Raw genomic sequence first — 26,457 nt, 5'->3', positions numbered from 1 at the left:
CGCACAATGCGCGCAAAAAAGCGGCCAGACCTGCGATAACAGGCCCGGCCGCATCCATGTGCCAAAATAAACGAATTTCGAGTCTGAGCACGATCCAACGCACGCACGTTCTCGCTAGGCCGACATCCGCGAGTCGCTGCGCAGAGCGCACGATAGATTTCGCGCAAACCCGAAGGGTAAACGCTCACGATCGAAGTCGATTTATCGGCCGCTCATCTTTGACCCTAAGTAGATCTGGCGGTCTCGGCGAGCTCGATCCGCGGAGTACGGCGTTGCGCGGCTAAGCCGCGTCGTTGTGATGGCGGTGAACACGCTGGGCCGACGAAACTGACCCTCTGCACAGCGCGGGTTCACTATCGGTGTCCTTGTGAATGTGCAGGTCGCTGGGGCATAATGACGATATCGGAACGTTGGTATCCAGCTACCGAATAATTTAACATTCGCCATCGTGCTTCAACTCGGAGTTGAAGGCGCGGTCGTTTCGAGGTCGTTGGGGAAGACGAACCTACTAGGAACGGAGAAACACGATGGATGCAGTACCGAACCGTCGGACGTCGATTGCGCGGGGGATGCTTTTTGTGCACTCTTCTCCGCGAGCCGTCTGTCCGCATATTGAGTGGTCTGCCGGGCGAGCACTTGGCGAGGCTGTCAACTTCGACTGGTCAGAGCAGCCAGCCCTGCCCGGATCCCACCGGGCGGAATATTACTGGGAAGGGTCTCCGGGTACCGGCGCCGCGCTCGCATCCGCTCTGCGCGGCTGGGAACAGCTGCGCTTTGAAGTCACCCAAGATGCTGGATCAGGTTTGGATGGCGGACGTTGGTTGCACACGCCCGAGTTGGGTATCTTCTACGCCCAGACCGACAGCGTGGGCAACGTGGTCGTGCCGGAAGATCGCATTCGATCCGCCATGGAGAATGCGGGGGCCAACGCCATCGAGCTGCACCGGCAGTTGCGCCTCGCCCTCGGGCAATCCTGGGACGACGAACTTGAACCGTTTCGGCAGGCGAGCGACCTGAATGCCGTGGTCTGGCTGCACCAGGTCGGCTGATCAGCCACTTCTCCAGCGTGCGGTTCGCCCATAACAGCGCCACCCGTCGATCGGCGACATTCCTGGTGGCAACCCCGCGCAGTCCGGCGAACCGCCTTATGAGAATGACCCCGCCCGAACCCGGGCGGGGTCATTCTTTTCTACCCGATTTTAGACCGACCGGAACGCTACAACGGCGTTGTGGCCGCCGAAGCCGAAGGAGTTGCTCAACGCGAGCAGGTCTCCGGCCGGCAGTGCGCGCGGTGTGGTGACCACGTCGAGCGGAATCTCCGGATCCTGCGACGTGAGGTTGATCGTCGGCGGTGCGACGCGCTCGGCGAGAGCCTTCACCGTGAAGAAGGCTTCGAGGGCGCCAGCGCCACCGAGCAGGTGGCCGGTTGATGCCTTCGTGGCCGAGACCGGGATGCCGTCGAGCAGATCGCCGAACACGCGCTTGAGCGCGTTGTACTCGGCGATGTCACCAACCGGGGTGCTCGTGGCGTGGACGTTGATGTGGGAGACATCGGCGAGGGTCCCGCCAGCGTTCTCGATGGTCGAGCGCATTGCGCGGGCGGCCGCCGATCCTTCGGGGTCCGGCGCGGTCACGTGGTGCGCATCACTGTTGACAACGCCACCGAGCAGTTCGGCGTAAATGTGGGCGCCGCGCGCCTTGGCATGCTCCTCGGTTTCGATGACGAGGGCGGCTGCACCCTCGCCGAGAACGAAACCGTCGCGGGTCACATCGTACGGGCGGCTCGCGGTAGCCGGGTCGTCGTTCCGGGTCGACAGGGCGTGCATCGCTGCAAACGAGGCGATCGGCAGGGGATGAATGGCCGCTTCGGAGCCTCCGGCGATGACGATGTCGGCGAGTCCGGCTTGCAGGCGCTTGTACGCGTTAATCAGCGCTTCGGTGCTCGACGCGCACGCGGAGACCACAGTGGTGATGCCGGCACGGGCGTGCAGGTCCATTCCGATGGCCGCTCCCGGACCATTGGGCATGAGCATCGGCACGGTCATCGGCAGCACGCGACGCGGGCCGCGTTCACGCAGGGTGTCCCATGCATCCAGCAGGGTCCACACGCCGCCGATCCCGGTTGCCCAGTCCACGGCGAGGCGCTCAGGCTCGACCTCGGGGGAGCCGGCATCGGCCCAGGCTTCGCGTCCAGCGATCAGGGCGAATTGGCTGGACGGGTCAAGACGCTTGACCTCAAATTTCTGCAGAACATCCACGGTTTTCACGCGTGCCTGGGCTGCGAAAGTTACGGGGATCGCTGTTTCAGCGACCCAGGCCTGCTCGAGGGTGGTTGCACCCGATTCGCCGGCCAAGAGGGCCGTCCAGGTGTCGACCGCCGTGCCGCCCAGCGGCGTAGTGGCACCGATACCGGTGATAACGATTTTCTTGGTCATAAGTCAACTCTCCATGGAACGACAAACGTGTGGGCCGGTGCGTTGTGGCACCAGCCCAATGAACAGGTCGGTCGTTGTCCGACCGACCCGGTTCAGTCTTGGGTCTAGTCCTGTGCTTTCACGATGAACTCGACGGCATCGCCGACGGTCTTGAGGTTCTTGACCTCTTCGTCGGGGATCTTCACGTCGAACTTCTCTTCTGCGTTGACGACAATGGTCATCATCGAGATGGAGTCGATGTCCAAGTCGTCGGTGAACGATTTGCCCAGCTCAACCGTGTCGGTTGCAATTCCGGTTTCGTCGTTGATGAGCTCGGCCAGGCCGGTCAGAACTTCTGCGGTGGACAATGCCATGTTATTTCTCCTTGAGGGTGTCTCGGTTGACCGAGACTTAGTTTAGAGGGTGGATAGGTTAGGGCAGCACAACGACTTGCGCACCGAACACGAGTCCGGCACCGAAGCCGATCTGCAGCGCGAGTCCGCCGCTGAGCTCTGGGTGTTCCTCGAGCAGGCGGTGGGTGGCGAGGGGGATTGAGGCCGATGACGTGTTACCGGTCGTGGCGACGTCGCGGGCGATGACGACGGATTCCGGCAACTTCAACTGCTTGGCAAACTCGTCGATGATACGCATGTTGGCCTGGTGGGGAATGAACGCGGCGAGGTCGGCGCTCTCGATTCCGGCGACTTCGAGGGCTTTCTTGGCTACCTTCGCCATGTCCCAGACAGCCCAGCGGAAGACAGTTTGCCCTTGCTGACGCAGGGTTGGCCAGTCGGCCTCGCCGCGACGGTACTCCTGCAGGGTGTGATTCATGTGAATCGCGTCTGCCTTGGAACCATCCGATCCCCACACCGTTGTGGCGATGCCCGGATAGTCACTCGGGCCGATGACGACAGCGCCAGCACCGTCGCCGAGCAGGAATGAGATGCTGCGGTCTGCAGGGTCGACGAGATCGGAGAGCTTTTCAGCGCCCACGACGAGGGCGTAGTGGGCAGCCCCCGTGCGAATGAGTGCATCGGCCTGGGCGATGGCGTAGGCGTACCCGGCGCAAGCTGCATTGATGTCGTAAGCGGCGGCAGGATTGCTGCCAACACGGTCGGCCAAAACGGCGGCCATTGATGGTGTCTGGCGGCCGTTGCTGATGGTGGCGACGATCACGGCATCAATGAGCGCCGGGTCAATGCCACTTTTCTCGATCGCTTCGCGGGCGGCATCCGTTGCCATGTCGATAGCTTCGATGTTCTGGCTGGCACGCGTGCGGGTGATGATGCCGGTGCGCTGCTGGATCCACTCATCGGAGGAGTCAATCGCTGCGACCAGTTCGTCGTTGGGGACGACGAGGTCGCCGCGGGCGGCGCCGATCGAGAGGATTCGGGTGTACTGCGCCCCATGGGACTGCTTCAGTGTTGGCTTGGTCATTGTCTCTCTTATCAGTTTCAGGACTGCTGGTCGATCATGGCCCAGGCGGCGGGCAGGTCGTCCGGGGTCTTGATGGCGACGGTAGGGACGCCTTTGAGGCCTCGCTTGGCAAGACCGACGAGCGCGCCGGCGGGTGCGATCTCGATGATTCCGGTGACTCCCGCTGCGGTGAAAGCCTCCATGCACCTGTCCCACCGTACCGGCGATGACACCTGACCCACGAGCAGGTCCAGAAAACGGATGCCGTTGGTTACCTGGCTTCCGTCGCGATTGGTCCAGATGGGGAGGGTGGGGTCGGTGGGGGTGAGTGAGCCGGCAACCACGGTCATCCGTTCGACGGCTGGTTGCATATAACGCGTATGGAATGCGCCGGCGACCTGAAGCGGGATGACTCGGGCGCGGTGCGGGGGAGCCGCGGCAAGTTCGGCGAGAGCGTCGAGTGCCCCGGCGACGACAATCTGACCGCTGCCGTTGAAGTTGGCGGGTTCGAGGCCGAGTTCGACCACTCGAGTGAGCAATTCGGTCTCGTCGGCACCGATCACGGCGCTCATGCCGGTGGGAACGAGAGCGGCAGCGGCCTGCATTGCCAGGCCACGCTCTCGAACGAATCGCACCGCATCGGCAGTTTTCAGGATGCCGGCGCCCGCGGCGGCAGTGAGTTCTCCGACCGAGTGCCCGGCGATCCCGGCAACGCCGTCTCGGCGACCATCAGTGAGCAGCGCTTCAAGCGTCAGAATGCCTGCGGCGACGATGAGGGGCTGGGCAATCGCCGTGTCGCGGATGGTATCGGCGTCGCTGAGCGTGCCGTGGGTGACGAGGTCTAGGTCGACGTCGCTGGAGATTTGCCGTAAGCCGGCATTGAAGGCAGGCGAAGCCAGCCAGGGTTCGAGGAATCCGGGAGTTTGGGAGCCCTGACCCGGGCAGACGACAACGATCACTTATTCAGTCTTCCAATCGGAGCCCGGAAATGAATGTGCAGATGGCACTAAGTATTTCAAAAACCTTTGTAGATTCCTGCAGGCTGAGCCCCGGGGACGGATTTTGATTTCTCAGCTCGTGATCGATGGCGGGATCATTCCCGGTCGTGGCCCGATTCAGAATGCGCCGCGCCGACCGTCGTTTGGGTGTCGGCTACGCCGCTCACTCCACGCCCACCCCGGTAACGCCACAGACCTACGCCCACGAGCAGCCCGGCCAACGAAAGGGACAGCGCGAGGGACTCGCGCGTTGCCGGGATGATCAACATGCCCACAAGCAGGGCGAGGATGCTGAGGATGGCGAACCAGGTGAGGTACGGGAACAACCACATCTTGAGCGAGAGCGCCCGGGCGGCATCCGGTCCCATCCGGCGACGCAGGATCAGCTGCGAGGCCGCAATCACGAGCCAGACGAACAAGGCGATGGCGCCGGAGGTGTTCACCAGGAACAGGAATACGGTGTCCGGGGCTAGGTAGTTGAGACCGACGGTCACAAACCCAACGATGGTCGAAGCGAGCACGGCGCTGCGCGGCACCCCACGGGCCGAGATTTTTCCCCAGGAACGGGGAGCGTCGCCGCGGGTGGAGAGCGAAAATAACATTCGACTCGCGGTATAGAGACCAGAGTTGAGGCAGGACAGCACCGAAGTGAGCACGATCACGTCCATGATCGTGCCGGCACCGGGAATCCCATAGAGTTCGATGGCCGCCACATACGGACTCTTCGCTACGGAGGCACTGTCCCAGGGCAGCAGGGTGACGACAATGGCGATCGAGCCGATGTAGAAGATCAGGATTCGCCACACGGTGGACCGCACGGCCTGACGGACAGCGGCCACGGGGTTTTGCGATTCCCCGGCGGCGATGGTCGCAATCTCGGCGCCGAAAAAGGAGAAGACGACCACGAGCACTCCACCGAATATCGCTCCCGCACCGTTAGGGAAGAATCCGCCGCGATTGATGAGGTTGTCGAGGCCGGGCGCAGACACACCGGGCATGAAGCCGAGGATCGCCACGCTACCCAGCACCAGAAAGACCACAATGGCCGCCACCTTGATCGAGGCGAACCAGAATTCAAACTCCCCAAACGATTTCACCGAGGCCACGTTCGTGAGGGTGAGTAGCACCATGAGCAGGAGAGCCCAGACCCATTGATCGACCTCGGGTACCCAACGATGCACGATCGCCGCGCCCGCGGTTGCCTCGATCCCGAGGACTATGATCCAAAACCAGGCATAGAGCCAGCCAATGCTGAACCCGGCCCAGCGGCCGAGAGCCCGGTCGGCGTAGGCCGAGAACGACCCGGTCTCCGGGCTCGCCGCCGCCATTTCGCCGAGCATCCGCATCACCAGAATGACGACAAGGCCCGCGGCGACGTAGGCTACGAGAATTCCGGGGCCAGCTTGCTGGATCGCCGCTCCGGAACCCACGAACAGGCCTGCTCCGATGACTCCCGCGATCGCGATCATCGAGAGGTGACGGGGTTTGAGGCTGCGGGTCAGTTCGCTGGCCGGTGGAGCGGCGCTGGCGGCCCCAGTTGGTTTCGCAGCACCTTCGGTCGCGGATTTCGGGGACGGCGGCATGACACGCTCCAAGTCTGAATCGGGCAGCTCTGATCTCCCGCGAGACAAGTGACGGCCATGGCAACGGATGCCGGTGTAGCAACGACGCCCACCAAGTCGTTTCTCAAGCTGAGAGGAACGTCACGACGATGTGACGACCGACTCACACTTTATCCCCCCAGCCATGAAATCACGCACCGTCAGGAACGACGACGGCTGGACCCATCGTGGTCGCTGATCGACCCGATGATCAGCGCGGACTGCAAAATGAGCGCCTCGCGGGCTCCCGTCGCGTCGTAGCCGATGACTTCAGACACTCGTTTCAGGCGGTACCGCACGGTGTTGGGATGCACGAATAGTTCCCGCGCGGTTGCCTCCAGCGAGCGGCCGTTGTCGAGATAGCACCACAGAGTGGTGAGCAGCTCGGTGGAGTGCGCCTGCAGGGGCCGATAGATGCGATGGATGAGTGTGGCGCGCGCGAGCGGATCACCGGCCAGGGCACGTTCGGGGAGCAGGTCGTCGGCCTGCACCGGCCGGGGAGCGTTGCGCCATGAGCGGGCGACAGCGAAACCCGCCAGCGCCGCCTTGGCACTCTTGGACGCGTCGACAAGGTTGGGAACCTCGTGGCCCAGCACCAGGTGTCCAGGGCCGAAGATCGGCTCTAACTGCATGGCGATCTCCATAAAAGTGAGGGCTGCGGCCGTGCCGACATCGTCGCTGTCCGCCGGGGCGGGGCGTGCACGACCGATCACGAGCACGAGGCGGTTTCCCTGCACGCCGATGAGTACGTCCGCGGCCATGTGCCGGGCGGCCCGGCGCAATTGGTCGACGTCGAGCATCTGCGGGGTAGTGCCGACCAGAACGCAGACTTCGCCGTGGCCGTGCCAACCCAGGGCGGCGATTCGGCTGGGCAGTTCGTCGTCATATTCACCGCTGAGAATGGAATCAACGACGAGAGCTTCGAGCCGCGCGTCCCAGAGGCCGCGCGCCTCGGCAGCGCGAGCGTAGACATCTGCCGCTCCGAAGGCGATCTCCCGCGAATAGAGCAGAATCGCCTCGCGAAGGGCCTCGCCGCCGTCCTTGACGCGCTCCTCGACAACCTCAACCGTCACGCGGATCAGTTGCAGCGTCTGCTGCAGACTCACCGAGCGCAGCAGCTCTCGTGGGGCAGCACCGAAGACGTCCGCGGCGATCCACGGCGTTGACCGCGGATCGTCGAACCAGGAGATGAAACTCGTGATCCCGGCCTGGGCGACCAGGCCGACGGCGGACCGCCGCCCTGGTGGCATGTCGCCATACCAGGACAGCGTGTCTTCGAGTCGTTTGAGCGTCTGAGTCGACAGTTCACCAGAGATGGTGCGCAACCAGTTGAGAGTCTGTTCTTTCGTTTTGGGCGCCGGTGCCACGGTTTCTTAGCTCTCGCCCCCGGCAGAGCCGGTGGTGCCCGCGCTCACATCGTGCAGGCGGTACTTGGCGATCGCCTGGCCCGCGAGGCTGCGGTCTACTTCACCGCGACGAGCCAGCAGCTCCAGGGTGCGCACGACCATCGATGGACCGTCGATCTTGAAGAATCGACGTGCCGCCGGACGGGTGTCCGAGAAGCCGAAACTGTCGGCACCGAGCGTCGCGAAGTCGCCCGGAACAAACTGCCGAATCTGGTCTGGGACGGCGTGCATGAAGTCGGACACGGCGACGAAGGGGCCGGCAGCGCCTTGGAGCTTCGTGGTGACATACGGGATACGGGGCTCATCGTCGGGGTTGAGGAAGTTGTGTTCCTCAGCGGCCAGACCATTGCGGCGCAGTTCGGTCCACGAGGTGACCGACCAGACGTCGGCCGAGACACCCCAATCGTCGGCGAGCAGCTGCGCAGCTTCCAGTGCCCACGGTACAGAGACGCCGGAGGCGAGCAACTGCGCCTTCGGTCCGGCGACAGCGGATGCGCTAACCCGGTGAATACCGTGCAGGATGCCGTCCACATCGACATCAGCGGGCTCGACCGGTTGGACGGCCGGCTCGTTGTACACCGTGACGTAGTACATGACGTTCGGGTCAGTGTGGGTACCGCCGTACATGCGCTCGAGTCCGGCGCGCACGATGTGGCCGATCTCGTATCCGTATGCCGGGTCGTAGGAGACGACGGCCGGGTTCGTCGATGCCAGCAGCGGCGAGTGACCGTCGGCGTGCTGCAGACCTTCCCCGGTCAACGTCGTGCGCCCGGCGGTGGCACCGACGATGAACCCACGGCTCATCTGGTCGCCGGCGGCCCACAAAGCGTCGCCGGTGCGCTGGAAACCGAACATGGAGTAGAACACATAGACCGGAATGAGCGGTTCACCCTGCGTGGAATACGACGTGCCCACATTGGTGAAAGCAGCGGCGGCGCCAGCCTCGTTGATGCCGACGTGCAGAATCTGGCCCTGCGGGCTCTCCTTGTAGGCGAGGAGCTGGGCGTGGTCGACCGAGGTGTAGTGCTGTCCGTTGGGGTTGTAGATCTTCGCGTTGGGGAAGAACGCGTCGATGCCGAAGGTGCGAGCCTCGTCGGGGATGATCGGAACGATGCGGTTTCCGAAGTCCTTGGCGCGCAACAACTCCTTGAGCAGTCGCACGAACGCCATGGTCGTGGCGATCTCCTGGGTTCCCGACCCCTTCTTGGCGACCGCGTAGGTTTCATCTCCGGGCAGGTTGAGCTTGGTGTGGGTGGTGCGTCGCTCCGGCAGGTAGCCGCCGAGCGCACGCCGGCGCTCGTGCATGTACTCGATCGCCTCGTCCTTGTCGCCAGGCGTGTAGTACGGCGGCAGGTAGGGATTTTCCTCGAGCTGGGCATCCGTGATCGGCACGTGCATACTGTCGCGGAACGACTTGAGGTTGTCGAGGGTCATCTTCTTCATCTGGTGGGTCGCGTTGCGACCCTCGAAGCTCGGACCGAGGCCGTAGCCCTTGACCGTTTTCGCCAAGATGACGGTGGGCTGGCCGGTGTGCTCCGACGCGGCCTTGAATGCGGCATAGACCTTGCGGTAGTCGTGTCCACCGCGCTTGAGGTTCCAGACCTCGTCGTCGCTGAGGTGCTCGACGAGCGCCCGTGCGCGCGGGTCGCGTCCGAAGAAATTCTCGCGCACGTAGGCGCCGCTTTCGGCCTTGTACGTCTGGTAATCACCGTCGGGCGTGACGTTCATCAGGTTGATCAGGGCGCCGTCTACGTCGTTCTTGAGGAGGCTGTCCCACTCCCGGCCCCAGACCACCTTGATGACGTTCCAGCCAGCGCCGCGGAAGAAGCTTTCGAGCTCCTGAATGATCTTGCCGTTACCGCGAACGGGGCCGTCCAGGCGCTGAAGGTTGCAGTTGATGACAAAGTTGAGGTTGTCGAGGCCCTCGTTAGCGGCCACCTGCAGCTGGCCGCGGCTTTCCACCTCGTCCATTTCACCGTCGCCGAGGAATGCCCAGACCTGCTGGTCGCTGGCATCTTTGATGCCCCGATTGGTCAGGTAGCGGTTGAGCTGCGCCTGATAGATGGCATTGATCGGGCCGAGACCCATGGAGACGGTGGGAAACTGCCAGAATTCCGGCATGAGCCGCGGGTGCGGATATGACGAGATGCCATGGGGAGCGTGCGATTTTTCCTGACGGAAACCGTCGAGCTGGTTCTCGGTCAGCCGGCCCTCGAGGAAGGCGCGCGCGTAGGTACCGGGGGAGGCATGACCCTGAATGAAAATCTGGTCGCCACCGCCCGGGTGGTCCTGACCGCGGAAGAAGTGGTTGAAACCAACTTCATACAGGGCAGCTGACGACGCGTAGGTGGAGATATGGCCACCCACGGCGATACCCGGGCGCTGCGCACGGTGCACCAGAACGGCAGCGTTCCAGCGAATCCACGCCCGATAGCGACGCTCAATATCTTCGTCACCCGGAAAGTCGGGTTCGTTCTCCGGGGCGATGGTGTTGATGTAGTCCGTCGTCGGAACCATGGGAACGCCCAGATGAAGCTCTTTCGAACGCTTCAAGAGGCTCAACATGATTTCGCGGCCGCGCTCGTGGCCATGTTCGGCAACGAGCGCATCAAGGGATTGCGACCACTCCGCCGTTTCCTCCGGGTCGGAGTCGGCGTTGTTCGTCGAGTACGGGTCCTGGTCGTTGACCGTCACAGTCGACCTCTCTCTGGGGGTTATGCAGCGAAGGTGCTCCGAGGGCGGGGACAATCTTTGTCACCACGAGGGCACGTGCCGCAAGTAAGCAGGTTGGATTGCAACCGGTGGCACCACATAAGCCTACAGATCTCACTCGATGTCCGCGTACGAGAGTGCCAACCGCCGAAAAACCACCCGGGCAAGGATACGGTCTGTGAAACCACGCACGTTGCCGGACTAGAGTGTGTCCTCGGCCAATCCGTGCGTCAACGACGCACCAGGAAAGGAGCATAAATGGCTCTCGAAAACGATACCCAGGCACCCGATTTTCAGCTCATCAATCAGTTCGGTGAGAGCGTGCAACTCAGTCAGTACCGAGGAATGAAATCAGTAGCGCTCGTTTTCTTTCCCTTGGCATTCTCCGGAATCTGCAGCGGAGAGCTCTGTGAGTTGCGCGACAACCTCGCACTGTTCCAAGACGGCGGTGTCGAGCTGATCGGCATTTCGGTCGACTCTCGACACGCCCTGCGCGCGTTCGGTGAACAGGAAAAATATACGTTTGATTTGGTCGCTGACTTCTGGCCCCATGGCGCGGTCGCGAAGGAATATGGCGTCTTTCTCGAGGAGAAGGGGTTCGCCAATCGCGCGACCTTCCTGATCGATCCAAGCGGTATTATTCGGGCCAGTTTTATCACCGCACCAGGCGAAGCGCGTTCGATCGATGCCTACCGCGCTGCCCTCGAACAGCTCGCACCCGTTCTGTGAACCCATCGGGTCGCCAAACCTGCGTCGACACTGACCTATACTGAACACACCCGATCAGTGAGACGTTGGGGCCTTTAGCTCAGTTGGTAGAGCGCCACGTTTACACCGTGGATGTCATCGGTTCGAGCCCGGTAGGGCCCACACACAGCAGATTTAGCCGCTATCTGCCAGCACAACCCAGCGGGCCGTGCGCTCGGGACGCCGAGCATCTCGGTGCGCGCGTTCCGGATGTGCACCGGGACTGTTTGTGCACCGGGACTGTTTGTGCACCGGGACTGATTGTTCGTCGGGAGTTACAGCACGCGCTGAGCGCATCTGGGTCGTTCCTCAACGTTTGAACATGCGAGATAGCTAAATTTGCATCCCTTTGGGGTAGACCGGGCATATACTTTCAGCACGACCCTAGACCCTGGACGTACGTGAACTATCAGCGAGCTTTCGAGGGGCGATCATGAAACGCATATTTCACCCTGGCGGTTCAGTAATAACCGGCAGCGATCTCGCTGATGCGGTCCTTCTCTACGCAGAGGCCCTCTGCAATCGCCGGCAAGTGGATGTCGTCGACATCCCCGTGATGGGCGACAACGGATGCCTGCTGCGCGCCCAGTTCCTGATCGGTTCGTCGAGTCAACTGGTGAGCGTCACGGCCGACGGCCTGTCGCCGGAGCTGGTTGAACCGGAGACTACCGATTTTCTGCACCGCAAAGCCCAGACCGGGACCATGATTCCTGCCGCTTGGACTCGGGAAGAATCGGCTGCTGCGCAGTTCGACGAATTCGACTACTGACCCTTTTCGTCGAACATGAAGCGTCGGGTTGCTCCGTGTCCGACGAAGCTCCAGTGCCGGTCGCCCAGTAGGCTGAACGAGTGTCTTTCTCGCTAGCCGACTTTACTCGAGTCGCCCATACCCTGTGGCCCCTCGACGGTGCTGAAGACTGGGATCGGCCCGGTCTGGTCAGCGGAAATCCGTTGCGGCCGGTGCGCCGTATCCACCTCGCGGTTGATGCCACGTCCCACACCGTCGACGAGGCCATCCAGGCCGAGGCCGACGTGCTGCTGACGCACCATCCGCTGCTCCTGCACGGTGTCACAAGCGTCGCCGAAGATGGCTACAAAGGTGCGCTGCTCAGCCGGCTCATTCGAGCAGACTGCGCCTTGCTGGCCGCGCATACGAACGCTGACGTTGTCGCAGACGGCGTATCGGACATTATTGCCACGCACCTCAAACTGGCTGATGTGATCCCCATTTCCGAGAGCGTCGCGCCCGGCACCGGCATTGGTCGCGTGGGACGTTTGACCCAGCCAACAACGCTGGGGCACCTCGCGCACACCATGCTGGCACTATTGCCGGCTACGGCGTCCGGCGTGCGTGTCGCAGGCGATTATGCCGAAGCGGTCACCACCATCGCGTTATGTGGCGGTGCAGGCGATTCGTTACTGCGCCACCCCAGAGTAATCACAGCAGATGTTTACATCACCTCCGACCTGCGTCATCACCCTGCCTCCGAAGCTCGAGAGCAGGCGCTCTGCGCGCGCGGCCCCGCGCTGATGGACGTGTCGCACTGGGCCAGCGAATGGCTCTGGCTGGAACCAGCTGCCGTGCAGCTACGAGCTGCCCTTCCCGGGACCACTGTCACGGTGAGTGAGCTGAACACCGATCCCTGGGACTTCGCCGTTGTGCATTGACTCGTGCACTAACCTCCCAGTCTCCGCATTTTTTCGAACCACATCTCATTTCCAGCGTTAGGTCAGGACATCGTGAAGGCATCACCACTCCAGCAGAAGGAACTTCTGCGGCTGCAAGCCCTGGATACCAAGGTTCTTCAGATCAGGCACCAGTCAAAATCGCTCGCGGCGCACGCCGAACTGGCCGCGCTCAATCGCGAAGCGGAAGCCAGCCGTATGAAGCTGCTCGGTCGAACGGGCGAACTCGACGACGTGCGCACCGAACTGGGACGCATCGAGAGCGACGTCGAGGTTGTCGAGAAGCGCATCAGTCGCGACACCGACCGCCTTCAGCACACTTCGTCGGTCAAGGATATCCAGGCTCTCGACTCCGAAATCGTCTCGCTCAAAAAGCGCCTGTTCGACCTCGAAGAGATCGAGATCGCCGTGTTGGAGCGTCAGGAAGAGCATGAAGCGGCCGTCGCCGTCGTGGCGAAGGAACGCGATGCCATCGCCGAGCGCGTGAGGGCAACCGAGTCCGCGCGCGACGAGGTGCTCCTTGACCTCACGCGACAGCTCGGCGAACTGACCCGCGACCGAGCCGCCGTGGCCGCCACCATTCCTGATGACCTCTCGACTCTCTACGAGCGGTTACGTATCTCCGGCCACGGCAACGCCGCGGCGCTGCTCCGAGCCCGTACCTGCAGCGGCTGCACAATGACGATCACCGGGAGCGACCTCGCCGACGTTCGCCAGGCACCCGCCGACGAGGTCATCTTCTGCCCCGACTGTGGTGCCGTGCTGGTGCGCACCGAAGAATCCGGAATCTAATAACGGTTCGCGACGGTCCGCTCGCCGGGTAGACTCAATCTTCGGAATGGGTCGGCAAGACGGTCGCGTCATTTGTTGGATCTTCGGGTCTGAAGAATGCCGAGGAACGTCCGGGCTCCACAGAGCAGGATGGTGGGTAACACCCACCCGGGGTAACCCGCGAGACAGTGCCACAGAAAGTAAACCGCCAGTTTACGCCCGGCCTTCGGGTCGGGTGTAGTGGTAAGGGTGAAACGGTGGTGTAAGAGACCACCAGAGGCCAGGGTGACCTGGTCGGCTCGGTAAACCTCGTCCGGAGCAAGGTCAGACAGAAAGCGCTAAGGCTGCTCGCCGAGCTTTCGGGTAGACCGCTAGAGGGCTGCGGCAACGTAGTCACGAGATAGATGGCCGTCGACGGTGTGTGAACACCTGGACAGAACCCGGCGTACTAGCCGGCCCATTCCACCCCACCGTACCGACGAACCTACCGTATCGACGAACCCGCCATCCCACCCGGGCTGGTCAGCAGCGACGCGGACCCGCCCGGGTCGGGTCGCGCTGTCGGACTAGCCGGGAAAGCGGGCAGCCAAAGCGGCCGCACCCAGAATTCCAGCGTTGTTGCGGTGGACAGCGGGAATGATGCGCGTCTTCAGGTCAAGCAACGGCAGAAAGTTCTCGTGGTGCTTGGAGACCCCACCTCCGACGATGAACAGGTCGGGCGAGAAGAGCCGTTCAAGCGTTGAGTAGTACTTCTGCAAGCGTGCGGCCCAGGTCTCCCAGCTGAGGTCGTCGCGTTCCTTGGCGGAGTAGGCCGCGCGCGTCTCGTAGTCATGCCCGTCGATCTGCAGGTGGCCCAGTTCCGTGTTGGGCACCAGCACGCCGTCGTTCAGCAGCGCTGAACCGATCCCGGTACCGAGCGTGGTCAATAGCACGACGCCTGCGACACCCTTCGCCGCACCGAACTGTGCTTCAGCGTAACCGGCAGCATCCGCGTCATTGACGAAGTGAATCGGCAGGTCGAGGCCCTTTTCGAACAAGGCTTCAGCGGCAAGGCCAATCCACTTCGACGATACATTTGCCGCTGACATGGTGTGACCGCTCTTGACGACGGCGGGAAAACACACGCCGACCGGAAGGTCGCCGACGCCTTTCGAGACGGTGGAGAGCAGGGTACGGGTTGTCTCGACGATGTCCTGCGGGCGCCCCCCTTTGGGCGTGGGCAACTTCACCCGGTCGGTTAGGAGCGCACCGGTGGCCAGGTCGACCACCGCCCCCTTGATTCCTGTGCCGCCGATGTCGATTCCAATGGCCGTCGTTGCAGTCATGAGTTGATCCTCTATCTATTCGAAAACCGAGTCAGGCTAAGGTCAGGATCTCAGCGCCACGCTCGGTCACTACGAGTGTGTGTTCGAATTGCGCTGTCAGGCTTCGGTCGCGGGTGAGAACCGTCCAGTCATCGCTCCAGATGTCCCAGTCGCTGGTTCCCAAGGTGAGCATCGGCTCGATGGTGAAGACCATGCCGACCTCCATGACCGTGTCGAATTGCGGTGCGTCATAGTGCGGGATGATAAGGCCGGAGTGAAAGGCTTCGCCAACGCCGTGCCCCGTATAGTCGCGCACAACGCCGTAGTTGAACCGCTTGGCATAGGACGCGATCGTGCGACCGATCACATTGACCTGGCGCCCGGGGGCAACGGCTTTGATGCCGCGTGCGAGCGCCTCCCTGGTTCGTTCGACCAATAGCGTCACCTCTTCGGTAGCGTCGCCCACAATGAACGTCACATTGGTGTCGCCGTGCACGCCGTTCTTGTACGCCGTGATGTCGATGTTGACGATGTCACCATTGTCGAGCACTGTGTTATCGGGGATTCCATGGCAAATAACCTCATTCACCGAACTGCACAGCGATTTGGGGTAGCCGCGGTAGCCCAAGGTCGAAGGGTAGGCATCGTTGGCCACCAGGTAGTCATGACCGATCTGGTCCAGTTGCTCGGTCGTGACGCCGGGCACGATGGCTCGACCGACAGCAGCAATCGCCTCGGCGGCGATGCGGCCGGAGTGACGAATGAGCTCGATCTTTTCGCTGGAATAGACGTCAGAGCCGGTGAACGGGCTCGGCCCCTTCTTACCCACGTACTCCGGACGAATGATGTGTGATGGGACGGAACGGGTCGATGACACCGTTCCCGGGATGAGGTGACCGACGGAATCCTTAGGCATAGGATCAAGCTTATGGCCGACGACAAAGAACACGCATTCTGGTACAACATGCGCACGGGGGAAGTGGAGCACGGGTTCCAGTCGCCATCGCTGGATCGGGTGGGGCCATTCGCCACCCGGGACGAGGCAGCCCATGCTCTGGAAAAACTGCGCGCCAACAGCGCCAAGTGGTCGGAAGACGACGCTCGGGACGCCCGCTAACCGTTGAACGCGCTCTACTCGTAGCTGTGCTCTGTTGCCGGGTACGCACCAGAGGCGACGTCAGCGGTGAACCGCTGCACAGCATCCGTCAGCACCGATCGAACGTCGGCGTACTGACGCACGAACTTCGGTACTCGACCACTGGTCATGCCAGCAAAGTCCGTCCACACGAGCAGCTGCCCGTCAACGGATGGCCCCGCCCCGACCCCGATCGTCGGGATCGACAGTCGCTCCGTAACGAGGGCGGCGACAGACGCCGGTACCATCTCCAGGACAACGGCGAAGGCACCTGCGTCCTGAACGGCGAGGGCGTCCGCGATGAGAGTCTCGGCGGCGTCTCCGCGACCCTGAATGATATGGCCGCCCAAGCCGTGTTCGCTCTGCGGAGTGAATCCCACATGGCCCATCACGGGGATGCCAGCCGAGACGATGCGCCTGATCTGTTTATGGCTGCGCTGGCCGCCCTCGAGTTTCACCGCGTGAGCCTGCGCCTCTTTCATGAACCGCACGGCGGTCGAGAGGGCCTGATCCGCGCCGCTCTCGTACGAACCGAACGGCATATCGGCCACGACGAACGCACGGGTCACCGCCCGAGAAACGGCACGGGTCAACGGGATGAGCTCGTCGACCGTGACGGGGAGAGTGGTCTCGTACCCGAAGACATTGTTACCGGCTGAATCGCCCACCAGGAGAAAATCGATTCCGGCCGCATCAAAAATTTGGGCGGTGAGCATGTCGTAGCTGGTCAGGCCTGTAATGGGAATCCCCTGGGCCTTCGCATTCTGAAAGTGCCGCGTGCGGACCCGCTTGGGCCCGGAAACCGCGCCATACGGATGCTGCACGGCGGCATCGACGCCCGTCGGCTCGGGCTCTGGTGCTGTCAACTTTGGCATGCAACAAGTGTAGTCAGGCCAGCAATCATGCTCGGAGCCAGTAGCCTAGACAGCAGGTATTGAGGACGGTAGCTATTTAGGTGCCTCCCCGTTGGAGCAATCAGAAAGAGCGTGAATGGACAAGCAGCGCGACTTCGTTCTTCGGACCATCGAGGAGCGAGGAATCAAGTTCATTCGACTCTGGTTCACCGACGTGGTCGGCACCCTCAAATCGGTGGCCATTGCGCCCGCCGAGGTCGAGGGCGCATTCAACGAAGGCCTGGGGTTCGACGGCTCCGCCATCGAGGGCCTCACCCGCTCCTTTGAAGCGGATGTCCTCGCTCACCCGGATCCCACCACCTTCCAGATTCTGCCGTGGCGCGGGGAAGTCGACCCCACTGCCCGCATGTTCTGTGACATCACCACACCCGACGGACAGCCCGCCGTCGCCGACCCCCGCAACGTGCTCAAGCGCACCCTGGCCAAAGCGGCCGACCGCGGCTTCACGTTCTACACCCACCCCGAGGTGGAGTTCTACCTGCTCAAGTCATCGAAGTACGGTAAGAACGGTCCGACTCCGGTCGACTCGGCCGGCTACTTCGACAACGTTCCCGGTGGAACCGCCCATGACTTCCGTCGTCGCTCCGTGCGTATGCTCGAAGACCTCGGAATTTCCGTTGAATTCAGCCACCACGAGGCGGGTCCCGGCCAGAACGAAATCGACCTGCGCTATGCCGACGCGCTCACTACCGCCGACAACATCATGACCTTCCGTACCGTGGTCAAGGAAGTCGCGATCGAGCAGGGCGTGTACGCGACGTTCATGCCCAAGCCCATGTCGGAGCATCCCGGATCGGGCATGCACACGCACATGTCGCTGTTTGAGGGTGACGCAAACGCGTTCTATGAGCCCGGTGCTAAATACCAGCTCTCCAAGATCGGCCGCCAGTTCATTGCCGGCCTGCTCAAGCACGCCCCCGAGATCACCGCGGTGACCAATCAATTCGTGAACTCGTACAAGCGGCTGTGGGGTGGCGATGAGGCTCCGAGCTTCGTCTGCTGGGGTCACAACAACCGCTCAGCCCTGGTGCGCGTACCGTTGTATAAGCCGAACAAGGGCCAGAGTGCCCGCGTTGAGTATCGAGCGATCGACTCCGCTGCCAACCCTTACCTTGCCTACTCCCTCATGCTGGCCGCCGGCCTCAAGGGCATCGAGGAGGGCTACGAGTTGCCGCCGGAGGCCGAAGACAATGTGTGGAGCCTCAGCGACACCGAGCGTCGTGCGCTCGGATACACGCAGCTGCCGGCCAGCCTCGATCATGCAATTCAATTCATGGAGGAGTCCGAGCTCGTCGCGGAGACCCTGGGCGAACAGGTCTTCAATTATGTTCTGCTCAACAAGCGGCAGGAGTGGCGTGACTACCGGTCACAGGTCACCCCGTTCGAACTTCAAAAAAACCTGGAGATGCTCTAACTCGCCAGTGTGTCGCTGATCGAAGGAATCGCCCGCGATGGAGCGTTTGCACTTGACCCTGACCGAACTCGTTCGGGTAGGTTTCGTTGACCTTGCCGACGTACGTGTTCGGCTCGACGAGATTGCCCAGCTCGGGGCGAGCAGCCCGCACCGGGCCTCCGGTTCAGCTGGCCGGTTGACCGATACTCGGGCATTGTTGCCGCTGCTCACGGCGACGGCCAGCCCGGATGCCGCGCTGATTGCGTTGGTCGCCCTGCTGCGGCAGGGTTCGCCTGAACTGTTCGAACTGCTCCAGTCGCCGGCTGCGACCGGGCGGCTGTTGAAAGTCGTCGGAGCGTCCAGTGGAATCACCGAATTCTTCCTCCGGCATCCGGTGGAACTTGCAGTTCTGGTCACGCCGTTGACGGTGCTGCCGAGCGTCGACGAGCTGGTCCGCGACCTGTTGGACTCCGTCGGCGCGATCGAAGGATTCTCCCGCCTGGTCGATGATGCAGCGTGGATCGCCCTCAGGGTGCGCTACCGTCGCCGCCTGGCAGAGCTCGCCGCCTTCGACCTCGAACAGGCCGACCCCGTTGCCGGGCTCGACGGCATCGCTCGTACCCTGTCCGATCTCGCCACGGCGGCGCTCGAGGCTGCCTTAGCGGTTGCCCGTACCATGTGCAGCGGCGACACGGCCGGGCTCGGTGTCTTTGCTGCCGACCAGGTGCGGGCAACGCGCCTGGCCATTATCGGCATGGGCAAGGCCGGGGCGAGCGAGCTGAACTACGTGAGCGACGTCGACGTTATCTTCGTCGCAGACGGCGACGAATCAGCCGGTCTGGAAAGTTCTCGGGCTGTCGAAATCGCGACCCGCCTTGCCGTGCTCATCATGCGCGGCCTGGGCGAATCCGGTATTGAACCGGAGCTGTGGGAGGTCGATCCCAATCTGCGTCCGGAAGGCAAGAGCGGAGCCCTCGTACGATCGATCGAATCCCATCTCGTCTACTATGACCGTTGGGCCAAGAGCTGGGAGTTTCAGGCGTTGCTCAAAGCCCGGACGCTGGCCGGTGACCGCGCACTCGGAGCCCGGTACATGGATGCGGTCACACCCAAGGTCTGGAGCAGCGCCGGCCGCGAGAATTTCGTCGAATCGGTACAGCGTATGCGGGAGCGCGTCACCGATAATATCCCCGACGACGAGGTAGATATTCAGCTCAAGCTCGGGCCGGGCGGACTGCGCGATATCGAGTTCACGGTGCAGCTGCTTCAGCTTGTTCATGGCCAGACCGACCCCGCCGTTCGACAGGCTGGTACCCTCCCGGCGCTGAGCGCCCTGGCTACCGCCGGGTATGTAGGTCGAGCCGAAGCCACCGAGTTTGCTCAGGACTATCGCTCTCTGCGCCTGATGGAACATCGGCTGCAGCTGCAAAAACTCCGTCGTACCCACCTGGTGCCGCGCGACGAGGCAAATCTACGGGTGCTGGCCCGTTCGACCGGGCTAGCCACCAGCGCTGCCGGACTCACCGCCCGCTGGTCGGAGACGAAACAACGGGTGCGCGGCCTGCACGAGCGGCTTTTCTACCGTCCCCTGCTCTCGGCGGTAGCGTCGCTGCCGGCTGACGGGCTGAACCTGACCAGCGCACAGGCCGAGGCTCGTCTGGCGGCCATTGGTTTTTTGAACACCAAGGGCGCTCTGGCGCACATCGCCGCCCTCTCCGGCGGAGTATCCCGGCGCGCGGCGATTCAGCGGCACCTCCTCCCCGTCCTGCTGCAGTGGCTGTCGCAGGGAGCAGACCCGGACTACGGCTTCCTGGTCTTTCGGCGTCTGAGCGACAACCTCGGTTCGACCTATTGGTTCCTGCGCATGTTGCGTGACTCCTCGGGTGCCGCTGAACGCCTCACCAGGGTGCTGTCCGGGAGTCGTTATATCGGCGAGCTGCTGGAGAAGATCCCCGAAGCGGTGGCGTGGCTCGAAGACGAAGCCGACCTCCAGCCACGACCGCTCAGAGCACTCCAAGACGAAACCCGAGCGGTCCTTGGCCGGCATGAAAGCTCGGATGCTGCCGCGACTATTCTGCGCGCGGCCCGGCGCCGTGAGATGCTGCGACTGGCATTCGCAGCCCTTCTCGGTCAGATCGATCTCGACCAGCTGGGCCAGGGCCTGACAGATATTAACGCGACCTATATTCAGGGCGTCATCGCTGCTATACGTGGGGGAGACCTGAGTGTTCGGGGCGGTCCTGATGGTTCTGACGACAGCACGTCGAGCGGTGATGGTATTGAATTCGGGGTAATCGGTATGGGGCGGTTCGGCGGTGCCGAGCTCGGTTTTGGTTCCGATGCTGATGTCATGTACGTATTCCGCGCGGGGAGTCTCGACGGCGAAGCGGCCAACGACCGTGCCCGGTATATCGTGCGCGAAGTCAATCGGCTCACCGAAGACGGGCGTTTGCCGCTCGATCTGGACATCGGATTACGTCCGGAAGGCAGCAACGGGCCGGTCGTACGGTCGCTCGACTCCTATCAGGCGTACTACCGCCGTTGGTCACTGACCTGGGAAGCTCAGGCGCTCCTGCGCGGTCGGGGTGTGGCCGGCGATGGTGCGTTGCTACGAGACTTCGAGGCCGTGGCCGACGACGTGCGGTACCCCGCAGCCATTAGCGAGCAGGCTGTGCGGGAGGTTCGTCGCATCAAGGCTCGGGTCGAGAACGAGCGCCTCCCGCAGGGCGCCGACCCGAACCGGCACCTGAAATTGGGGCGTGGCTCGCTCAGCGACGTGGAATGGTTGGTTCAACTGCTCCAGCTGCAGCACGGCGCGGCGATTCCGGCGCTGCGCACGACGTCTACTTTGTCGGCGTTGGAGGAAGCGGTCAGCGCCGCATTGATACCGGCAGCGGATGCGGCGGTGCTTCGCAGCGCGTGGGTCTTTGCCTCTCGCGCTCGCTCGGCCATCACTCTCTGGACGAACCATACCTCGAATGTGTTGCCGACTGATCGTGCCGCCCTCGAGGGCATCGCCCGGGTTATGGAGTACCCACTAGGGTCGGGTAACCAGCTTGAGGACGACTACCTCGCTGTGACCCGACGTTCCCGCGCCGTATTCGAGCGTCTGTTCTACGGCCCCGTCGAACGCCCAGGGCCAAACGCCGGCTGACGATCGACATCAGGCTGACCCGCCCAGTTCCCTCAGCAACATAAAAGGGACCGCATCCAAAGATGCGGTCCCTTTTGCAGGCGCCGTTTGACCGAGGCGCCGTATGACCGAGGCGCCGTCTGGCCTCAGTGCGGTGCGGCCTCAGTGCGGTGCGGTTTAGACCCCGTAGTACAGCTCGAACTCGAACGGGTGCGGTCGCTGCGCGAGCGGCTTGATCTCGTTTTCGCGCTTGTACTCGATCCAGGTCTCGATCAGTTCGGGAGTGAACACGTTTCCGGCGAGCAGAAAGTCGTGATCTGCTTCGAGGGCCTGCAGGGCTTGCTCGAGCGAGGCCGGAACCTGGGGGATGTTCTTGGCTTCCTCGGGCGGCAGCTCGTAGAGATCCTTGTCGACAGGCTCGTGCGGCTCAATACGGTTCTTGATGCCGTCGAGCCCAGCCATGAGCTGCGCGGCAAAGGCGAGATACGGGTTACCGGATGCATCGGGAGCGCGGAACTCAAGGCGCTTGGCCTTCGGGTTGGTTCCGGTGATCGGAATGCGGATCGACGCCGAACGATTGCCGGCCGAGTAGACCAGGTTGACCGGGGCCTCGAATCCGGGAACGAGCCGGTGGTAGGAGTTGACCGTGGGGTTCGTGAACGCGAGCACGGCCGGCGCATGCTTGAGTAGGCCCCCGATGTACCAGCGAGCCACATCGGAGAGTCCGCCATAGCCGGACTCATCATAGAACAACGGCTTGCCATCGGCCCACAGTGACTGGTGCGTGTGCATGCCGGAACCGTTATCGCCGAACAGCGGCTTGGGCATGAACGTTGCGGTCTTGCCCCAGTCGTGCGCTGTGTTCTTGACGATGTACTTGAATTTCAGCAGGTCATCGGCGGCGTGCACCATCGTGTCGAATCTATAGTTGATCTCGCCCTGGCCGCCGGTGCCCACCTCGTGGTGGCTGCGTTCGAGGATGAGACCCGCTTCGATCAACTTCAGGCAGATATCGTCGCGCATATCGACGTGCTGGTCGACCGGGCTGACCGGAAAGTACCCGCCCTTGAACGGTGTCTTGTTGGCGAGGTTGCCGCCTTCTTCTTTCTTTCCGGAATTCCAGGCACCTTCGCCGGAGTCAACGGAGTAAAAACTCGTGTGCTGGTTCACTTCGTAGCGCACATCGTCAAAGATGTAGAACTCCGCTTCGGAACCGAAAAACGCCGTGTCGCCAATGCCTGTGGAGGCAAGGTATTTCTCGGCCTTCTTCGCTACCTGGCGCGGGTCCTTGGAGTAGATCTCACCGTTACGCGGGTTGTAGATGTCGAAGAGCATGATGAGAGTCTTCTCGGTACGGAACGGGTCCAGGTACGCGGTCGACACGTCGGGAATGAGCTGCATATCCGATTCGTGGATCGTTGCGAAACCACGGATGGACGAGCCATCGAACATTTGGCCAACGGTGAAGAACTCTTCATCGACCGTGGATGCCGGGATGTTGAAGTGCTGCTGCACACCGGGAAGATCGGTGAAACGGATGTCGAGAAACTTGACGTCATTCTCTTTGATGAATTTGAGCACTTCGGACGAATCGCGGAACATGCGGACTAACTCCAGACGACGGGGGCGTAGAAACGGCCGAATCGGACACATCGGCTCCCCTGAGATTAGTATCGCCGCGTTACTTCTCCGTGACGCTTATGTTTCCCCCATGTTACAGGGATGGCCTCTCGGTAGACTCATCAGGTGCCAGACTCCAACTTCCGCCCGAATACTTTTGGTCAGCTTCCACCGAGTAAATGGCCGGGGGAGCGGCTCGGATTACCGCGGGTCGGGCCGAGTTCTGTTGGCCGTCCGTGGCGACGGCTGTTCGGCTTCGCCATTGACTGGGCGATCGCCATCGGCGTTTCGAGGATCTTCTTCAACTACGACCCGGCCGCGAACCTGATCATCTTCATCGTTTTGCAGATCGTCTTCATTTCCACGATCGGTGCCAGTGTCGGGCATCGTTTGGTGGGGCTACGGATCATTTCCATCCACGGCGGATGGGTTGGATTGTGGCGTCCCGTGGTGCGATCGGTGCTCCTCGGACTTGCGATCCCCGCCCTCGTCTGGGATTCGGACCAGCGTGGCTTCCATGACAAGATCGCCGGAACGGTGCTGATCCGCCGGTAACCCGCTAACCCGATAGAACGACGAAGGGCCGGATGCTGTCGCATCTGGCCCTTCGCTTGATCTGTGTGGGATTAGCCGCGCTGCGGACGGGCTTTCATCGGGTCGACACCCTTGGGGATAGGCAATTTCGTACCCATGGAGTTCAGCCGGTTATTGACGGCGAGAACCTCGGCCTTGGTCAGAGCGGGCTTGATCCGAGTCAGGCGACGAGCGAGCTTGTGCAGCGGCACGGCATCCTCGTCGGGGCCAACGGAGATCACGGTCACACCCACATTTCCACCAATGCGCACGATCTTGCGCTTTTCTTCGTCAAGCATGCGGGCAGTTCGGGTTTTCGGACCCTCACTGATCAACACGACACCGCCGCGGCCGACGGCGCGATACACCGCATCCTGCGTCTTACCGTTGACGGCCACCGGCATCTCGCTGCCGACCCACCCCCGCTTCAGTGAGCTGCGCAACACGGCCCCAACGGCGCCGGGCTGACCCTCAATTTGCGAATACGCAGCCTTCTCCGCGCGTCGGCCGAGAATGATCAGCATCGCCAGAATGCCGGCAAGCACACCGGCAATGATCCACAGCACCATCGTGAAGACGTTGCTGCCGGGAATCAACAGTGCCAGGGCCAGGCTGATCAGAACGGGTATGAGGAAGGCCAAAACCAGAATCCACACGATGTTCGAGTCGTAACGCCTCGTCATCTGGAAAACCTGCCACATTTGCTTCAAGCGGCCGGGCTGTTTTGGTTTTTTGGGGGTCTTTTCCTTGCTGCGTGCCATGGGTATAAGACTACCCAGTCACTCGAATGCCGCGTGACCGCATTCGATCACGACACGGCTTGGGCGAACCCGAGTTGGGCATCCGCCAACTGGCGCAGTTCGGCGGGGATTTCCCGACCGGTCGCGACCATGGACTGGGCCCACAGGCGACCGGCGCGATATGAAGAGCGCACGAGCGGCCCCGAGAGTACGCCGAGAAAGCCGATCTCTTTGGCTTCCTCGTTGAGCTCGACGAACTCCTCTGGGCGTACCCAGCGAGCAACCGGCAGGTGCCGGGCGCTCGGGCGCAGGTACTGCGTAATAGTGATGATGTCGGTCCCGGCTTCATGCAGGTCGTGGAGCGCCTGGGTGATTTCAGCGCGTTCCTCTCCCATGCCGAGGATGAGGTTGGATTTTGTGATCAGGCCAGCGTTGCGTCCCTGCGTGAGCACGTCGAGCGACCGATCATATCGAAACGCCGGGCGGATTCGCTTGAAGATGCGTGGCACGGTTTCGACGTTGTGGGCGAAGACCTCCGGTTTGGCATCAAACACCTGAGCGAGGTGTTCTGGATTGCCGGAGAAGTCCGGCACGAGGATCTCCACACCGGTGCCAGGGCTCTGCTGGTGAATTTGGCGAATCGTCTCGGCGTACAGCCAGGCCCCCTCATCGGGCAGATCGTCGCGGGCAACGCCGGTCACGGTGGCATAACGCAGGTTCATCGTGACAACGGACTCGCCGACCCGGCGAGGTTCGTCGACGTCGTAGTCGGCCGGTTTTCCAGTATCGATCTGGCAGAAATCACACCGTCTGGTGCATTGTGAGCCACCGATCAGGAAGGTTGCTTCCCGGTCTTCCCAACACTCAAAGATGTTCGGGCACCCCGCTTCCTGGCACACGGTATGCAAATTCTCACTTTTGACCAAGCTTTGCAGTTTCTGATACTCCGGCCCCATTTTGGCGACCGTCTTGATCCAGGAGGGCTTGCGTTCTATCGGTGTCTCCGCATTGCGAATTTCCAATCGCAACAACTTGCGGCCTTCGGGTACTGCGCTCATGCGTTCGTCCTGACGTTGTCGAGGCTGGCGGAGGTCGTTTGGGCGGGATTCAGACTTGCCGAACGCCGGAATGCCACCGTGATGGGGTCAATCAACTCAACCGGGTCGACCGTGCGTCCCAGCACACGCGACATGGTGGTCACACCGGCATCACGAATGCCACAGGCGATAATGCGCGAATAGGCTTCCAGTGAGTTGCTGCAGTTGAGTGCAAACCCGTGCATCGTGACACCCTGAGCGACGCGAATACCGATGGCAGCGATCTTGTCTTCATGGCCAGCCTCGCCGACCCAGACGCCCGAGCGTCCGGCCACCCGCACGGCGTCGATGCCGAACTCGATCAGAACCTCAATCAATATGGCTTCGAGGGACCGAACATAACCGACGACGTCGACGGGTTCGTGCAAGTGCACAATGGGGTACCCGACCAGTTGGCCAGGTCCATGCCAGGTAATCTTGCCACCCCGGTCGACGTCGATCACCGGCGTATCGTCGTCGGGGCGTTCCTCGGGCAGGGTGCGTTTTCCGGCCGTATACACGGCGGGATGCTCCAGCAGGAGGACGGCGTCCGGTCGCTCGCGGGCGACAACAGAACGATGGACTGCGCGTTGGAGCTCTAGGCCCTCAACATACGGCACGGAGTTGGCGCTTAGCCCCGCGACGACAAAGTCGAGCATGTGCCCAGTCTAGGGGTGCAGTGGCAAATCTGCGTGCAACGAATACAGCACAGCGCAAGGTCACCAGGCGGATTTCCCACCTCCTCCACAACGGCCCGGATCGCCTGCCCTGCACGGATGAGGGGTGTGCGCGTCGCTCAGCCTGTTGTGCAGGCGAAC

General features: G+C 62.2%; 23 protein-coding genes, 1 tRNA gene and 1 other RNA gene. 11 read left to right on the top strand and 14 right to left on the bottom strand.

Features of this window, described 5'->3' with window-relative positions; translation table 11 throughout:
* The first annotated feature begins 569 nt into the window (after positions 1–569).
* Positions 570–1,049, top strand: a complete 480-nt coding sequence (locus tag CXY72_RS19035) for a DUF3145 domain-containing protein (RefSeq protein WP_104129204.1) — start codon at positions 570–572, stop codon at positions 1,047–1,049.
* A gap of 150 nt (positions 1,050–1,199) precedes the next feature.
* Here CXY72_RS19035 and CXY72_RS19030 read toward each other — a convergent pair whose 3' ends face one another.
* The 7 genes from CXY72_RS19030 to aceE form a co-directional block, all read right to left on the bottom strand.
* Entirely contained in the window at positions 1,200–2,435 is a 1,236-nt protein-coding gene (locus tag CXY72_RS19030) for a beta-ketoacyl synthase (protein ID WP_104129203.1), read from the bottom strand.
* A gap of 104 nt (positions 2,436–2,539) precedes the next feature.
* Positions 2,540–2,788, bottom strand: a complete 249-nt coding sequence (locus tag CXY72_RS19025; protein ID WP_104129202.1) for an acyl carrier protein — start codon at positions 2,786–2,788, stop codon at positions 2,540–2,542.
* Positions 2,789–2,846: 58 nt separating this feature from the next.
* Positions 2,847–3,851, bottom strand: a complete 1,005-nt coding sequence (locus tag CXY72_RS19020; protein WP_104129201.1) for a beta-ketoacyl-ACP synthase III — start codon at positions 3,849–3,851, stop codon at positions 2,847–2,849.
* Positions 3,852–3,868: 17 nt separating this feature from the next.
* On the bottom strand, positions 3,869–4,789 hold the full coding sequence (locus CXY72_RS19015) for an ACP S-malonyltransferase (protein ID WP_104129200.1): 921 nt from the start codon (positions 4,787–4,789) through the stop codon (positions 3,869–3,871).
* A gap of 134 nt (positions 4,790–4,923) precedes the next feature.
* Positions 4,924–6,297, bottom strand: a complete 1,374-nt coding sequence (locus CXY72_RS19010; protein ID WP_233197953.1) for an amino acid permease — start codon at positions 6,295–6,297, stop codon at positions 4,924–4,926.
* A 293-nt stretch (positions 6,298–6,590) separates the two neighbouring features.
* Positions 6,591–7,754, bottom strand: coding sequence for a CdaR family transcriptional regulator (locus tag CXY72_RS19005; protein WP_199183220.1), 1,164 nt, complete (start codon positions 7,752–7,754; stop codon positions 6,591–6,593).
* 48 nt (positions 7,755–7,802) lie between these two features.
* On the bottom strand, positions 7,803–10,529 hold the full coding sequence (gene aceE, locus CXY72_RS19000; RefSeq protein ID WP_104129197.1) for a pyruvate dehydrogenase (acetyl-transferring), homodimeric type: 2,727 nt from the start codon (positions 10,527–10,529) through the stop codon (positions 7,803–7,805).
* A 276-nt stretch (positions 10,530–10,805) separates the two neighbouring features.
* On the opposite strand from aceE, the gene CXY72_RS18995 reads away from it, so the two are divergent.
* The 6 genes from CXY72_RS18995 to rnpB all read left to right on the top strand — a co-directional run bounded on the left by CXY72_RS18995 (position 10,806) and on the right by rnpB (position 14,215).
* Positions 10,806–11,276, top strand: coding sequence for a peroxiredoxin (locus CXY72_RS18995; protein WP_104129196.1), 471 nt, complete (start codon positions 10,806–10,808; stop codon positions 11,274–11,276).
* Positions 11,277–11,344: 68 nt separating this feature from the next.
* Positions 11,345–11,417, top strand: a tRNA-Val gene (locus CXY72_RS18990).
* Between the two features lie 310 nt (positions 11,418–11,727).
* Entirely contained in the window at positions 11,728–12,063 is a 336-nt protein-coding gene (locus CXY72_RS18985; RefSeq protein WP_104129195.1) for a hypothetical protein, read from the top strand.
* 80 nt (positions 12,064–12,143) lie between these two features.
* Entirely contained in the window at positions 12,144–12,962 is an 819-nt protein-coding gene (locus CXY72_RS18980; protein ID WP_104129194.1) for a Nif3-like dinuclear metal center hexameric protein, read from the top strand.
* Positions 12,963–13,034: 72 nt separating this feature from the next.
* Positions 13,035–13,772: a zinc ribbon domain-containing protein gene (locus CXY72_RS18975; RefSeq protein WP_104129193.1), complete on the top strand. Its 738-nt coding sequence runs from the start codon at positions 13,035–13,037 to the stop codon at positions 13,770–13,772.
* Positions 13,773–13,819: 47 nt separating this feature from the next.
* Positions 13,820–14,215, top strand: an RNA gene (gene rnpB / locus CXY72_RS18970) — RNase P RNA component class A.
* Between the two features lie 102 nt (positions 14,216–14,317).
* Here the strand turns inward: rnpB and ppgK are convergent.
* Positions 14,318–15,076, bottom strand: a complete 759-nt coding sequence (gene ppgK / locus CXY72_RS18965; RefSeq protein WP_104129192.1) for a polyphosphate--glucose phosphotransferase — start codon at positions 15,074–15,076, stop codon at positions 14,318–14,320.
* A gap of 31 nt (positions 15,077–15,107) precedes the next feature.
* A complete protein-coding gene (map, locus tag CXY72_RS18960; protein ID WP_104129191.1) occupies positions 15,108–15,971 on the bottom strand; it encodes a type I methionyl aminopeptidase in 864 nt (287 codons plus the stop codon).
* A gap of 12 nt (positions 15,972–15,983) precedes the next feature.
* Here map and CXY72_RS18955 point away from each other — a divergent pair, with 12 nt between their 5' ends.
* The gene (locus CXY72_RS18955) at positions 15,984–16,172 is read left to right on the top strand and encodes an SPOR domain-containing protein (protein WP_104129190.1); all 189 of its coding nucleotides are present in this window, start codon (positions 15,984–15,986) and stop codon (positions 16,170–16,172) included.
* Positions 16,173–16,186: 14 nt separating this feature from the next.
* Here CXY72_RS18955 and panB read toward each other — a convergent pair whose 3' ends face one another.
* Complete coding sequence (gene panB / locus CXY72_RS18950) at positions 16,187–17,065, bottom strand: 3-methyl-2-oxobutanoate hydroxymethyltransferase (protein WP_104129189.1); 879 nt, start codon at positions 17,063–17,065, stop codon at positions 16,187–16,189.
* A 115-nt stretch (positions 17,066–17,180) separates the two neighbouring features.
* Here panB and CXY72_RS18945 point away from each other — a divergent pair, with 115 nt between their 5' ends.
* On the top strand, positions 17,181–18,518 hold the full coding sequence (locus tag CXY72_RS18945; RefSeq protein ID WP_104129188.1) for a glutamine synthetase family protein: 1,338 nt from the start codon (positions 17,181–17,183) through the stop codon (positions 18,516–18,518).
* Between the two features lie 37 nt (positions 18,519–18,555).
* Positions 18,556–21,651, top strand: a complete 3,096-nt coding sequence (locus CXY72_RS18940) for a bifunctional [glutamine synthetase] adenylyltransferase/[glutamine synthetase]-adenylyl-L-tyrosine phosphorylase (RefSeq protein WP_104129187.1) — start codon at positions 18,556–18,558, stop codon at positions 21,649–21,651.
* A gap of 156 nt (positions 21,652–21,807) precedes the next feature.
* Here the strand turns inward: CXY72_RS18940 and glnA are convergent, their stop codons facing one another.
* The gene (gene glnA, locus CXY72_RS18935) at positions 21,808–23,232 is read right to left on the bottom strand and encodes a type I glutamate--ammonia ligase (protein ID WP_104129186.1); all 1,425 of its coding nucleotides are present in this window, start codon (positions 23,230–23,232) and stop codon (positions 21,808–21,810) included.
* 144 nt (positions 23,233–23,376) lie between these two features.
* Here glnA and CXY72_RS18930 point away from each other — a divergent pair, with 144 nt between their 5' ends.
* Positions 23,377–23,805, top strand: a complete 429-nt coding sequence (locus tag CXY72_RS18930) for an RDD family protein (protein WP_104129185.1) — start codon at positions 23,377–23,379, stop codon at positions 23,803–23,805.
* Between the two features lie 71 nt (positions 23,806–23,876).
* On the opposite strand, the gene CXY72_RS18925 is transcribed toward CXY72_RS18930, so the two are convergent.
* The 3 genes from CXY72_RS18925 to lipB are packed head-to-tail and all read right to left on the bottom strand — an operon-like array spanning position 23,877 to position 26,298.
* Complete coding sequence (locus CXY72_RS18925) at positions 23,877–24,584, bottom strand: DUF4191 domain-containing protein (RefSeq protein ID WP_104129184.1); 708 nt, start codon at positions 24,582–24,584, stop codon at positions 23,877–23,879.
* A gap of 47 nt (positions 24,585–24,631) precedes the next feature.
* Positions 24,632–25,621, bottom strand: a complete 990-nt coding sequence (gene lipA, locus CXY72_RS18920; RefSeq protein ID WP_104129183.1) for a lipoyl synthase — start codon at positions 25,619–25,621, stop codon at positions 24,632–24,634.
* Positions 25,618–26,298 carry a lipoyl(octanoyl) transferase LipB gene (gene lipB, locus CXY72_RS18915; protein ID WP_104129182.1) on the bottom strand — a complete coding sequence of 227 codons (681 nt, stop codon included), beginning with the start codon at positions 26,296–26,298 and terminating at the stop codon, positions 25,618–25,620. The genes lipA and lipB overlap by 4 nt, the downstream gene beginning before the upstream one ends.
* Between the last annotated feature and the right edge of the window lie 159 nt (positions 26,299–26,457).

The sequence above is a fragment of the Cryobacterium sp. Y57 genome (assembly GCF_002929505.1).
In the GTDB taxonomy this organism is placed as follows: Bacteria; Actinomycetota; Actinomycetes; order Actinomycetales; family Microbacteriaceae; genus Cryobacterium.
Note: the sequence above shows the minus strand (reverse complement) of the source record. Positions and strands in the feature narration are given on the sequence as shown.